This is a genomic window from Pseudomonas sp. Q1 (genome assembly GCF_009935975.1).
GTDB classification, from domain to species: Bacteria; Pseudomonadota; Gammaproteobacteria; order Pseudomonadales; family Pseudomonadaceae; genus Aquipseudomonas; species Aquipseudomonas palleroniana.
The window spans coordinates 24,890-37,826 of the sequence record NZ_QODI01000010.1; the positions used below are offsets into that span (position 1 = coordinate 24,890).

General features: G+C 61.5%; 11 protein-coding genes. 6 read left to right on the forward strand and 5 right to left on the reverse strand.

The features are described from left to right. Positions 1 to 348: 348 nt before the first annotated feature. On the reverse strand, positions 349 to 1,986 hold the full coding sequence (locus DK870_RS16820) for an AMP-binding protein (protein ID WP_161549182.1): 1,638 nt from the start codon (positions 1,984 to 1,986) through the stop codon (positions 349 to 351). Between the two features lie 150 nt (positions 1,987 to 2,136). Here DK870_RS16820 and DK870_RS16825 point away from each other — a divergent pair, with 150 nt between their 5' ends. The 4 genes from DK870_RS16825 to DK870_RS16840 are packed head-to-tail and all read left to right on the forward strand — an operon-like array spanning position 2,137 to position 7,663. Continuing rightward, positions 2,137 to 3,300, forward strand: coding sequence for an isovaleryl-CoA dehydrogenase (locus DK870_RS16825; protein ID WP_104994175.1), 1,164 nt, complete (start codon positions 2,137 to 2,139; stop codon positions 3,298 to 3,300). An 11-nt stretch (positions 3,301 to 3,311) separates the two neighbouring features. Next, positions 3,312 to 4,919 carry a carboxyl transferase domain-containing protein gene (locus tag DK870_RS16830; RefSeq protein ID WP_060756727.1) on the forward strand — a complete coding sequence of 536 codons (1,608 nt, stop codon included), beginning with the start codon at positions 3,312 to 3,314 and terminating at the stop codon, positions 4,917 to 4,919. A gap of 15 nt (positions 4,920 to 4,934) precedes the next feature. Further along, positions 4,935 to 5,741 (forward strand): gamma-carboxygeranoyl-CoA hydratase, encoded by an 807-nt coding sequence (locus tag DK870_RS16835; protein WP_161549183.1) that lies wholly within the window; start codon positions 4,935 to 4,937, stop codon positions 5,739 to 5,741. Beyond that, complete coding sequence (locus DK870_RS16840; RefSeq protein ID WP_161549184.1) at positions 5,738 to 7,663, forward strand: acetyl/propionyl/methylcrotonyl-CoA carboxylase subunit alpha; 1,926 nt, start codon at positions 5,738 to 5,740, stop codon at positions 7,661 to 7,663. The genes DK870_RS16835 and DK870_RS16840 overlap by 4 nt, the downstream gene beginning before the upstream one ends. Here the strand turns inward: DK870_RS16840 and DK870_RS16845 are convergent. Continuing rightward, positions 7,660 to 8,298 (reverse strand): LexA family transcriptional regulator, encoded by a 639-nt coding sequence (locus DK870_RS16845; protein WP_161549185.1) that lies wholly within the window; start codon positions 8,296 to 8,298, stop codon positions 7,660 to 7,662. The two genes, DK870_RS16840 and DK870_RS16845, sit on opposite strands and share 4 nt — an antisense overlap. A gap of 131 nt (positions 8,299 to 8,429) precedes the next feature. On the opposite strand from DK870_RS16845, the gene DK870_RS16850 reads away from it, so the two are divergent. Next, the gene (locus tag DK870_RS16850; RefSeq protein ID WP_104994179.1) at positions 8,430 to 8,780 is read left to right on the forward strand and encodes a DUF6124 family protein; all 351 of its coding nucleotides are present in this window, start codon (positions 8,430 to 8,432) and stop codon (positions 8,778 to 8,780) included. 465 nt (positions 8,781 to 9,245) lie between these two features. Continuing rightward, positions 9,246 to 10,397 (forward strand): M14-type cytosolic carboxypeptidase, encoded by a 1,152-nt coding sequence (locus tag DK870_RS16855; RefSeq protein ID WP_104994181.1) that lies wholly within the window; start codon positions 9,246 to 9,248, stop codon positions 10,395 to 10,397. A 17-nt stretch (positions 10,398 to 10,414) separates the two neighbouring features. On the opposite strand, the gene DK870_RS16860 is transcribed toward DK870_RS16855, so the two are convergent. From DK870_RS16860 to DK870_RS16870, 3 genes are all read right to left on the reverse strand, one after another. Beyond that, positions 10,415 to 10,954, reverse strand: coding sequence for a cytochrome b (locus DK870_RS16860; RefSeq protein WP_060756733.1), 540 nt, complete (start codon positions 10,952 to 10,954; stop codon positions 10,415 to 10,417). Then, the gene (locus DK870_RS16865) at positions 10,951 to 12,033 is read right to left on the reverse strand and encodes a catalase family peroxidase (protein ID WP_161549186.1); all 1,083 of its coding nucleotides are present in this window, start codon (positions 12,031 to 12,033) and stop codon (positions 10,951 to 10,953) included. Before DK870_RS16865 ends, DK870_RS16860 begins: the two co-directional genes overlap by 4 nt. Before the next feature lie 109 nt (positions 12,034 to 12,142). Then, positions 12,143 to 12,907: an enoyl-CoA hydratase-related protein gene (locus tag DK870_RS16870; protein WP_161549187.1), complete on the reverse strand. Its 765-nt coding sequence runs from the start codon at positions 12,905 to 12,907 to the stop codon at positions 12,143 to 12,145. Positions 12,908 to 12,937: the final 30 nt, after the last annotated feature.

Below are 12,937 nucleotides of genomic sequence, written 5' to 3' on the forward strand. Positions count from 1 at the left end.
AAGACGAAACGACTCTGACATAACAAAAACAACACGGCAGAGACGCAGCTAACAGATTTTTTTGGAGAAGATGTGCTTCGCAGGGTACGGCATGCCGAAACCCGCAACCGGATAGAGAACAATAAAACTACCATCAGGTAGCTACCCACTGGTTGGATCGCACGCGAAGAAGCAGATCAGCGCTCAAAAAAATACGTTTGCTCTTGACCCCGCATGGGGGTCGCCAAAAACAGCGGTAAAGGGTAACGGCTGCCAAAAACAACAATAGGCCGCCCCTCAATAATAAAAAAAGAGCACGCAACGACAAATTAAAGGGGACCTTCGGGTCCCCTTTGTGCTTTCCGGGGTTTACCCCCGCCCTTCCCCCAGCTCTTCGATGGAAATCTCGCGCATGCGGAATTTCTGCACCTTGCCCGTCACCGTCATCGGAAACTCATCCACGAACTTGAAATACCGGGGCGTCTTGAAGTGGGCGATACGGCCCTTGCACCAGGTTTGCAGTTCCAGCTCATTGGCGGCGTGGCCGGGATGGAACTTGACCCAAGCGACGATCTCTTCACCGTAGCGCGCGTCCGGGATGCCGATGACCTGCACATCCGCCACCGCCGGATGGGTGAAGAAAAACTCCTCCAGCTCACGCGGGTACACGTTCTCGCCACCTCGGATGATCATGTCCTTGTTGCGTCCGGCAATGCTCACGTAGCCCTGCTCATCCATGGTCGCAAGGTCGCCGGTGTGCATCCAGCCGGCATCGTCGATGGCCTCTCGGGTGGCTTGCGGGTGGTTCCAGTAGCCGAGCATCACGCTGTAGCCACGGGTGCACAACTCGCCGATCTCGCCCCGCGCCACAGTGTTACCGGCAGTGTCGATGATCTTGTTTTCCAACTGCGGCTGGGTGCGGCCAACGGTGGTGACACGGCGCTCGAGGTCGTCATCCGGCCCCGTCTGCAGCGACACCGGGCTGGTTTCGGTCATGCCGTAGGCGATCTGCACCTCGCTCATGTGCAGCTCGCTGATCACTCGGCGCATCACCTCAATAGGGCACGTGGCGCCGGCCATGATGCCGGTGCGCAAGGTCGACAGGTCGAACTCGCGTCGGCGTGGGTGATCCAGCATCGCGATAAACATGGTCGGCACACCGTACAGGCCGGTCGCGCGCTCTTCGGCGACGGCGGTGAGGGTCAGCAGCGGATCAAAGCCATCATTCGGATAAATCATGGTGGTGCCGTGGGTGATACAGCCCAGGTTGCCCATGACCATGCCAAAACAGTGATACAGCGGCACCGGGATCACCAGGCGATCCTGCGCCGTCAGGCCCAGGCTTTCGCCGACCATGTAACCGTTATTGAGGATGTTGTGGTGACTGAGGGTGGCGCCCTTGGGGAAGCCGGTAGTGCCGGAGGTGTACTGGAGGTTGACGGCTTGGTCGAAGTGCAGGCTGGCTTGGCGGGTATGCAATTGCTCGGGCGGCACGCCTGCACCGAGCGCCGCCAGTTGCGACCAGGGCAGGAAACCCGCAGGCGGGGCCGGGTCGAGACTGATGATGCCGCGCAGGTCGGGCTTCAACTCCAGCAGCATGGCGTGGTAATCGGAAGTCTTGAACGACCCGGCGCATACCAGCCACTGGCAGCCGGACTGCTTGAGCACGTACTCCAGTTCGCTGCTGCGATACGCCGGGTTGATGTTGACCAGGATCACGCCGATCTTGGCGCTGGCGATCTGGCTGATGCACCACTGGGCACAGTTGGGCGCCCAAATACCCAGGCGATCGCCGGTTTGCATGCCCAGGGCCAGGAATGCGCGGGCGTGCAGATCCACCGCCGCAGACAGTTGCCGCCAGGTGTAGCGACATTGCTGGTGACGCACCACCAGTGCCTCGCCATCCGGATACTGCGCGACGGTGCGATCGAATGCCTGGCCAATGGTCATGGCCAGCAAGGTCTTGTCCTGGGAGCCACGGCTGTAGCTCTGATGCGGTTGATCCATAACGACCCCTGTTGTCTTTTTTGTAGGTTGACGTAAACGTAAACTACGATTGACAGCGTCGCAAGGCAAGCTTACGTTAACGTAAAGGTTAGCGACCTCCCCTGGCGCTCAACCCACACAACAACAAAGCTCACATTAAGGTGCCTGTCCATGAGTTACCCGTCCCTTAACTTCGCCCTCGGCGAAACCATCGACATGCTGCGCGATCAAGTGCAGTCCTTCGTGGCCAAGGAGCTGGCACCGCGCGCGGCACAGATCGACAGCGACAACCTGTTCCCCGCCGATATGTGGCGCAAGTTCGGGGACATGGGCCTGCTGGGCATCACCGTCGCGGAAGAATATGGCGGCGCCGGCCTGGGTTACCTGGCCCACGTGGTGGCAATTGAAGAGATCAGCCGCGCTTCGGCTTCGGTCGGCTTGTCCTACGGCGCCCACTCCAATCTCTGCGTCAACCAGATCAACCGCAACGGCAGCCACGCGCAGAAACTCAAGTACCTGCCCCAGCTGATCAGCGGCGAACATATCGGCGCACTGGCCATGAGTGAGCCGAATGCCGGCTCCGATGTGGTCTCGATGAAGCTGCGCGCCGACAAACGCGGCGATCACTACGTGCTTAACGGCAGCAAGACCTGGATCACCAACGGCCCGGACGCCCACACCTATGTGATCTACGCCAAGACCGACCTGGAAAAAGGCGCCCATGGCATCACCGCATTTATTGTCGAGCGCGACTGGAAAGGCTTCAGCCGCAGCAACAAGTTCGACAAGCTGGGCATGCGCGGCTCCAACACCTGCGAGCTGTTCTTCGATGACGTCGAGGTGCCCGAAGAAAATATCCTCGGTACGCTCAATGGCGGTGTCAAAGTGCTGATGAGCGGCCTGGACTACGAACGCGTGGTCCTGGCGGGTGGCCCGATTGGCATCATGCAAGCCTGCATGGACCTGATCGTGCCGTATATCCACGACCGCAAGCAGTTCGGCCAGAGCATCGGTGAGTTCCAGCTGATCCAGGGCAAGGTCGCCGACATGTACACCCAACTCAACGCCTGCCGCGCTTACCTGTACGCGGTCGCCCAGGCCTGCGAGCGCGGCGAAACCACGCGCAAGGACGCTGCCGGGGTGATCCTGTTCAGTTCCGAACGCGCCACGCAGATGGCCCTCGATGCCATCCAGATTCTCGGCGGCAATGGCTACATCAATGAGTTCCCTGCCGGACGCCTGTTGCGTGACGCCAAGCTGTATGAAATCGGCGCCGGCACCAGCGAAATTCGCCGGATGCTGATCGGTCGCGAACTCTTCAACGAAACCCGCTGAGGGAGCACGCCATGGCCACCTTGCACACCCAGCTCAACCCGCGCTCGGCGGAGTTCGCCGCCAACAGCAGGGCGATGCGCGAACAAGTCGACGCCCTCCACGCCTTGCTTGCTCAAGTACAGCAAGGCGGCGGCGCCAAGGCCCAGGAGCGGCACACCTCACGCGGCAAACTGCTGCCGCGTGAGCGCATCAACCGCCTGCTGGATCCCGGCTCGCCGTTTCTGGAACTCAGCCAGTTGGCCGCTCACCAGGTCTACGGTGAAGACGTGCCGGCCGCCGGGGTGATTGCCGGGATCGGCCGCGTGGAAGGCGTCGAATGCATGATCGTCGCCAACGACGCCACGGTGAAAGGCGGCTCCTACTACCCGCTCACCGTCAAAAAACACCTGCGCGCCCAGACCATCGCCGAGCAGAACCGCCTGCCGTGCATCTACCTGGTGGACTCCGGTGGCGCCAACTTGCCGCGTCAGGATGAAGTGTTCCCTGACCGCGAGCACTTTGGGCGGATCTTCTTCAACCAGGCGAACATGAGCGCCCAGGGCATCCCGCAGATCGCCGTGGTCATGGGCTCATGCACCGCAGGCGGTGCCTATGTGCCCGCCATGGCGGACGAAGCAATCATGGTGCGTCAGCAAGCCACCATCTTCCTCGCCGGCCCGCCGCTGGTGAAAGCCGCTACCGGCGAAGTGGTCAGCGCCGAAGACCTTGGCGGCGCGGACGTGCACTGCAAAATCTCCGGCGTGGCCGACCACTATGCCGACAGCGATGAACACGCCCTGGCCCTGGCGCGCCGCAGTGTAGCCAACCTCAACTGGCGCAAGCAGGGTGAGTTGCGGCAACGGCCGCCCGAGGCGCCGCTGTACAGCGGCGAAGAACTCTACGGCGTGATCCCGGCCGATGCCAAGCAACCGTTCGATGTCCGCGAGGTCATCGCACGGCTGGTCGACGGCTCGGTGTTCGATGAATTCAAGGCACTGTTCGGCACCACACTGGTGTGCGGTTTTGCGCACCTGCAGGGCTACCCGGTTGCGATCCTGGCCAATAACGGCATCTTGTTCGCCGAAGCCGCGCAAAAAGGCGCGCACTTTATCGAACTGGCCTGCCAGCGCGGGATTCCACTGGTATTCCTGCAGAACATCACCGGGTTCATGGTCGGCCAGAAGTATGAGGCCGGCGGTATCGCCAAACACGGCGCCAAGCTGGTCACGGCAGTGGCCTGTGCCAAGGTGCCGAAGTTCACGGTCATCATCGGCGGCAGTTTTGGTGCGGGTAACTACGGTATGTGCGGCCGAGCCTACGACCCACGCTTCCTGTGGATGTGGCCGAACGCACGCATTGGCGTGATGGGTGCCGAACAGGCGGCCGGCGTGCTGGTGCAGGTCAAGCGCGAACAAGCCGAACGTGCGGGCACAGGGTTCAGTGCCGAGGAAGAGGCGGCGATCAAGCAGCCGATCCTCGACCAGTACGAGACTCAGGGCCACCCCTACTACTCCAGCGCACGCCTGTGGGACGACGGTGTCATCGACCCGTTGCAGACCCGCGACGTGCTGGCCCTGGCCTTGTCCGCCGCGCTGAACGCCCCCATCGAGCCGAGCCGCTTCGGCGTGTTCCGCATGTAAATGGAGCTGTACCCCATGAGCGATTTCAACACCCTCGAACTGGTCACCGACACGCGTGGTTTCGCCACCCTGTGGCTCAGTCGTGAGACCAAGAACAACGCGTTCAATGCCGAGATGATCCGTGAATTGATCATCGCCCTCGACCGGGTACAGGCCGACCCGTCCCTGCGCTTTCTGGTGCTGCGCGGGCGCGGCAAACACTTCAGCGCCGGTGCCGACCTGGCCTGGATGCAACAATCGGCCGAGCTGGACTACCACACCAACCTGGACGACGCTCGCGAGCTGGCCGAGTTGATGTACAACCTGGCCAAGCTGAAGATCCCGACCCTCGCGGTGGTGCAAGGGGCGGCTTATGGCGGCGCCCTGGGCCTGATCAGTTGCTGCGATATGGCGATTGGCGCCGATGATGCGCAGTTCTGCTTGTCGGAAGTGCGCATCGGCCTGGCCCCGGCCGTGATCAGCCCGTTTGTGGTGCAAGCCATCGGCGAACGCGCGGCGCGCCGCTATGCCTTGACGGCCGAGCGCTTTGGCGGCCAGCGCGCACGGGAAATCGGCCTGTTGGCGGAAAGCTACCCCGCCACTGAGCTGGACCTGCAGGTCGAACAGTGGGTCGCCAACCTGCTGCAAAACAGCCCGGCCGCAATGCGCGCCAGCAAGGATTTGCTGCGCGAAGTCGGCAACGGCGCGCTCACCCCGGCCCTGCGCCGCTATTGCGAAAATGCCATTGCGCGGATTCGTGTCAGCGCCGAAGGCCAGGAAGGCTTGCGCGCCTTCCTGCAAAAACGCCCGCCCAGTTGGCAAGCGCAGGAGCCACGTTCATGAGCAAGCTGACCACCGTACTGGTCGCCAACCGTGGCGAAATTGCCTGTCGCGTGATGCGCACGGCCAAAGCCATGGGCCTGACCACCGTGGCCGTGCACAGCGCCACCGATCGCGATGCACGCCACAGTCGCGAGGCAGACATTCGCGTTGACCTGGGTGGCAGCAAAGCGACCGACAGCTACCTGCAAATCGACAAACTGATCGCCGCCGCCCAGGCTAGCGGCGCCCAGGCGATTCATCCGGGCTACGGCTTCCTCTCGGAAAACGCCGGCTTTGCGCGTGCGATTGAAGCGGCTGGTTTGATCTTCCTCGGCCCGCCCGCCTCGGCCATCGACGCCATGGGCAGCAAGTCGGCGGCCAAGGCACTGATGGAAACCGCAGGCGTGCCGCTGGTGCCGGGTTATCACGGCGAGGCCCAGGACCTGGAGACCTTCCGCAGCGCCTGCGAACGTATCGGCTACCCAGTGCTGCTCAAGGCCACGGCCGGCGGCGGCGGCAAGGGCATGAAGGTGGTCGAGGACGTCAGCCAACTGGCCGAAGCCTTGGCTTCCGCCCAGCGCGAAGCGCTATCGTCCTTCGGCAATGGGCAGATGCTGGTGGAGAAGTACCTGCTCAAGCCACGCCATGTGGAAATCCAGGTGTTTGCCGATCAGCAGGGCCACTGCCTGTACCTCAATGAGCGCGACTGCTCGATTCAGCGTCGGCATCAAAAAGTCGTGGAGGAAGCGCCCGCCCCCGGCTTGAGCGTGGAACAACGCAAAGCCATGGGTGAAGCCGCCGTGCGTGCGGCCCAGGCCATCGGTTATGTGGGCGCGGGCACCGTGGAGTTCTTGCTGGACGCGCGCGGCGAGTTTTTCTTCATGGAGATGAACACACGGCTGCAGGTGGAACACCCGGTCACCGAGGCGATTACCGGCCTGGACCTGGTGGCCTGGCAGATCCGTGTCGCCCAGGGCGAACCACTGCCGATCACCCAGGAGCAGGTGCCGTTGATCGGCCATGCGATTGAAGTGCGCCTGTATGCCGAAGACCCGGCCAATGATTTCCTGCCGGCCACCGGGCATCTGGCGCTGTATCGCGAGTCGGCGCCGGGCCCCGGCCGCCGCGTGGACAGCGGCGTTGCCCAGGGGGACAGTGTCTCGCCATTCTACGACCCGATGCTGGGCAAGCTGATTGCCTGGGGCGAAGACCGCGAACAGGCACGGTTGCGGTTATTGAGCATGCTCGATGAGTTCGCCGTCGGCGGGCTCAAGACCAACCTGGGTTTTCTGCGGCGGATCATCGGGCATCCGGCGTTTGCGGCGGCAGAGTTGGATACCGGGTTTATTCCGCGCTATCAGGATGAGCTGTTGCCGCCGCCCGGCGCATTGAGCGATGAGTTCTGGCAGATGGCAGGCTCGGCCTTCATGCAGAGCCTGCCGACCGCCGATGGCCCCTGGGCGGACACACGCGGGTTCCGCGCCGGGCTGCCGGCCGAGGTCTCCCTGCATTTGAGCAGCGGCGGGCAAGACCGGCTGGTGACACTGGCGGACAGCACATCGCAGTGGCGCGATGAGCAGTTGCTGACCGAGCAGCACGGCGTGCGTCGCAGCCATCTGGCGGTGCGCCAGGGGGCGCTGCTGTATCTGCGTTGGGACGGTGAGATGCATGCGGTCAGCCTGTTTGACCCGATTGCGGCGGTCGAGGCCAACCAGTCGCATCAAGGCGGCCTCACGGCGCCCATGAACGGCAGTATCGTGCGGGTGCTGGTGGAAGTCGGGCAAAGTGTGGAAGCCGGGACCCAGCTGGTGGTGCTGGAGGCAATGAAGATGGAGCACAGCATCCGTGCCCCCCAGGCCGGGGTGGTCAAGGCGCTGTTTTGCCAGGAAGGTGAAATGGTTGCCGAAGGCAGTGCCTTGGTGGAGCTGGAAACGGCGGACTAAAACTTCGCGGTGGCTTGCACCACGACGCCGAGGATTCGGCAATCGTCGCTGAATACCTGCTTGGGGTAAGTGGGATTGAGCGGTACCAGGTAGAGCTGGCCGCTCTCTTCCTGCAACTGGCGAAAGGTCGCCTGGGCGCTGTCGGCCCATTGGGCAAGCACCAGCTTGCCAGGTGCGGCGTCGATGGCCGGGTCCACCAGGATCAGCATGCCGGCGCCGATGCTCAGACCGCTGGGCGCCGTCATGGCGTCCCCCATCACGGGTAGCCAGAATGCCTCGCCCTGGGCGTGGTAATCGGTCGGTTCAAAGCGCGCAGTTGCGTAGGTGCCGCGCTCTTCGCGCATTTCACAGAGCCCTTTCCAGTCGCTGACCGGGTAGCGGAAATACGGGTTGTAGCGTTGCTCGTGGGCCTCTGCCCCCTCATCGATTCGTTCACGAACCTCAAGCGCGACCTCCAGGTACCCCAGGCCGAGCTCCTTCAGCACCCGGTTCATGTCCGCCAGGCTGGGCACGCGGCGTTTATTCAGCCAATGGCCAACGCCCCCCTGGGACATGCCCAGACGCTCGGCCAATTGATCCTGCGTGACCTTGCGGTCTTTCATGTGGGTTCTGACCAGCGCTATCCATTTATCCATGGCGCCTGACAATACGTTGCGTATTTTCCAGGGCAATAAACAGTTTGTAGTAATCCATAAAACGACATGAATACGATACGTACTATCATCGAACATAAGGTTTTCGACACCCACTCAGAGTAGCGCCCCTTATGATGACCAGCCCGTCTTTACTCGCTCAAACACCTGAATACGACGAACTGCACGGCATGCGCAGCAGCGGCGCGGCCCAGCGCGCGTTGGACTTCTACTTGAAAGAAGATATGTCTGCATCGATGCCGGAAGAGGCCTTGTTCGCCATCCACCCCGGCATCAGCCAGGAGGAAGCCCTGGTCCACGCTTCAGACCTGTTGCGCAGCGCGGCAGCCACGGCCTACGAATCGGCGAGCAACCATCAGGGCAACCAACGGGACCTGGCATTTTCAGTGGTGTATTTGATTGATATGGCCAAAGCGATGGTGGAACGGTCGCTGCAGGCATCGGTGCCGCAGTCACAGGCATGACGGGCACGCAGGAAAAATATTTCTATCCGACGGATAAAAACATTTGACTTGCAAATGATAATGATTATTATTGGGCTCAGCTGATCGCGAGATCAGTCGATAGACCAAGGGACCTTAGGTCGGACTCTTGGAATATCTCCTCATCAGGCTAATCACGGTTTTTGACCCGGCTCTTTGGCCGGGTCTTTTTTTTGCCAGTTTCCCTGGCATGGCTTCAGGCTAATGAAGACTGTGTGTTGCTCGATGGCGCGCATGGTAGCAAAAGAGCATCAACCAAAGAAAGTCGCGTGAACGCTCTAGCTCGTATCTTTGAGAAATAGCGCTTGAGAATCAATCTCATAGATTCTAAGCTGCCAGAGCGTCAAGGATGACGCCCCCTCCCCCTGCAACAATTTTGCATCCAGATTTTTCCTCGCGCCTGTGTAAGATATCCGCCACAACAACTCATAATCAGGCAGCCAGACTATGACCGTGGCCTTGACCTCCATCAAGATCAGCACCGACTTCGACAGCGGCAATATCCAGGTCCTGGATGCCAGCGACGCTTATCAGTTGCTGCTGGCGATCAAACCCGATACCCGCAGCCCGCACTTCCAATGGTTCCACTTCAAGGCTGAAGGCATGCACGTGGGGCACACCCACACCTTCCGCCTGAGCAATGCGGGCCGCTCCTCTTATAAACATGCCTGGAGCGGCTATAACGCCGTGGCTTCGTACGACCATATCAACTGGTTTCGCGTGCCCACGCGCTTTGATGGCGAAATCCTGCACATCAGCCTCCAGACTCGCGAGAAACAAGTGTGGTTCGCCTACTTCGAACCCTACAGCCGTGAACGCCATGACTGGCTGATCGACCAGGCCCTGAATCGCGCCGGCACTGAGTTGCTCGCTACCGGCAAAAGTGTCGAGGGCCGCGATATCCAATTGCTGCGCCGTGGCAAGGGTGGCGAAGGCCGACGCAAAGTCTGGATCATCGCGCAGCAACACCCCGGCGAGCACATGGCCGAATGGTTTATGGAAGGCATCATCGAACGCCTGCAACAGGACGGCGATACCGAGCTGAAAAAACTGCTGTCCGTCGCCGACCTGTACCTGATACCGAACATGAACCCCGATGGCGCCATCCATGGGCATCTGCGTACCAATGCCATGGGCCAGGACCTCAACCGAGCCTGGCAGAGCGCCAATCAGGAAACCAGCCCCGAAGTGCTGTTCGCCCAGCAGCAGATGGAAAAGTATGGCGTCGACCTGTTCCTCGATATCCACGGCGACGAGGAAATCCCCTACGTGTTCACCGCCGGCTGCGAAGGCAATCCCGGCTACACTCCGCGTATCGAGAAACTGGAAAAACACTTCCGCAGCCACTTGAGTGGGTTGACCCGCGACTTCCAGACCACCCACGGCTACACCCGCGACCTGCCGGGCGAGGCCAACATGACGCTGGCCTGCAATGCCGTCGGCGAGAAGTACGACTGCCTGTCGCTGACCCTGGAGATGCCCTTCAAGGACAACGACGACGCGCCCAACCCGAAAACCGGCTGGTCAGGCGAGCGCTCCAAGCAATTGGGCAAGGACGTCTTGAGCACCGTGGCCGATATCGTCACGGCGCTGCGCTAACCTCCCCGCCCCCGGCATCAGCCCTTGGTGCCGGTCATACTTTGCAATACACCATCGCGCCGGATCAGGCCGTGGAACAACGCCGCGGCCAGGTGCAGCAGCACCGTCAGGAACAACAGGTAAGCGAGATAACCATGGGCCTTGCGCAACAGCGCAAACAATGGCGCGTTCGCCCCAACCAGTGCCGGCAGTTGTACCGAACTGCTGAGCATCACTGGATCGCCGGCCGCCGAAATCATTGCCCAGCCCAACAAGGGCAACACCAGCATCAATGCGTACAGCACCAGGTGGGACGCCTTGGCCGCCAAGACTTGCCAGAGTGGCAAATCGGCGGGCAGCGGCGGTTGCCGGGTAGAGAAACGCACCACCAGGCGCACGATCACCAGCGCCAGAATCGCGATACCCAGCGGCTTGTGCAGGTGAATCAGCCACTCGTGACGTTCCGACACGGATGCCACCATGCCCGCGCCGATAAACAACATGGCGATGATCATCAGCGCCATCAACCAATGCAGCAGACGCGCCAGCGGTGCGAAAAACCTGGGTTGAGCATTCATGGCTTCGACTCCTGTGGGGCGCTGTGCAGTGGGCTGACTTCACCCGCGCGGCGCAGGTAGGAACTGGCGTAAGCGGCCGAACGGGCAGCCAGCAATGGGTCGTTGGAGGCTTCGATGCCACTGGGCAGAATCAGCGGGTCGAAGTTGATATCACGGCAATCACCGTCCGCCTGGGGCTGGCTGCTTTGCAGCACCAGGGTGCCGGCGTTGAGCACCTTGTGCTCACCGGTCCAGGGCTTGCTGGCGTCGTCCACCGGGTCGCCGGGGTTGGCCAGGGTCATGTTCAATTGCCAACGCAGCGGCCCGGCCGCCAACCGCTGCACCAAGTCTTTTTCCAGGAAATCGCTGCCCGGCGGCGCGCTGTCACCGCTTGCGTCCTGGCTCTGCGGCACCACGCCCCAGCGTACGGCCTGGCGCTTGCCATCAGTGCCTACCAGGTAAAACGCATTGATGCCGTTATAGGTTTGCGTGGCATAGCTGGCCGACGGCTTGGCGGTCTTGACCCACGCCAGGAACGGCGCCGTCTCCGGGTGTGCGGCGAAAAACGCGGGCATGCTCGCAGGATTCGGCTTGCCGGTGGCCGGGTCCGGCGCGCCGGCCTTGAGCAACTGGTAAAACGCCTCGGGCGTGCCCACCGGGAACACCGGCATGCTGTTCATGCCCGTGCGCCATTGCTGGCCGTTGGCCTGGCTGAACTGCAAGGCCAGACTGCGGATCGGCACGCTGCTGTCCGGCGCATAAGGGTTACCGCTGGGCAGGGCAAACCGTCCAATCACCGGGGTTTTCGCCGCGCTGAATACCTCGGCGCTGGAGTAGGCACGCACCTCAGGGCTGCTTTCGAAATAACCGGCTACGCACACCCCCTTGGCATGATTGCGCCGGAAGCCCGGGTGCTGGCCGTTATTGGTTTCCAAGGCATTGACCAAGGTCTTGGGGCGCAGTCGCTGGGGGTCGAGGGTGCCATTGACGTAGGCAAACGCCCCAGCCATAACCGCCACCACACCACCAATACACGCCAGCCTGACGACCAGGCTGGCTGTACTGAGTGGCGGCCGTGGCGGTGATGAATGATCTACCATGAAAAGCTCCAGGGCACGTGGCCGTAGGGGAAATGAGCTATGAGACGAATCCCATGTAGGTTTATTCCCCTTTTACTGTAGTTATTTTCAAAGTAGATGCGCCGCTCTTCTACCTCTGGTTGAAGGAAGCCGCGCGCTTGCCCAAGAACGCCTGCATGCCCTCCTGCTGGTCCGGCGTGGCGAACAGGCCGTGGAACAATCGGCGCTCCACACGCACGCCCTCGTGCAATCCCACCTCAAGGGATTGCTCCACAGCCTCTCGCGCCGCCCGGGTGGCCGTGCGAGAGAATCCAGCGATTTGTGCTGCCACCGCCAACGCCTGCTCCAACAAAGCCGCCGACGGATAAACACGCGACACCAACCCGGCCTGCTCGGCCTCCTGGGCCGTCATCGGCCGGCCGGTCAATATCAGGTCCATGGTCTTGGCCTTGCCGATCAACCCTGTCAAACGCTGGGTGGCGCCCATGCCAGGCATCACGCCGAGCTTGATTTCAGGCTGGGCAAACGTGGCGGTGTCGGCGGCAAAAATCATGTCGCACATCAACGCCAGCTCACATCCGCCACCAAAAGCGTATCCGGCGACTGCGGCGATGGTGGGCGTGCGCAAGCGAGTGAACGCTTCCCAGCCGACGAAATAGTCTTCGTTGAGCATCTCCAGATAGGACTTGCCACTCATCTCCTTGATGTCGGCCCCCGCGGCAAAATAGTCCGTGCCGCCGGTGATCACAAAACAGCCCACCTCAGGATCTCGGTCAAGGGCTTGCAGACAAGAAACCAGTTCGGTCATCAGCGCCGAACTCAGCGCATTTTTGACTTCAGGGCGATTGAGCCTGACCAGAATCACCCGGCCATGACGCTCGACCAATACATTCATAAGCACCTCCACTGATTGATAATCTTCAAC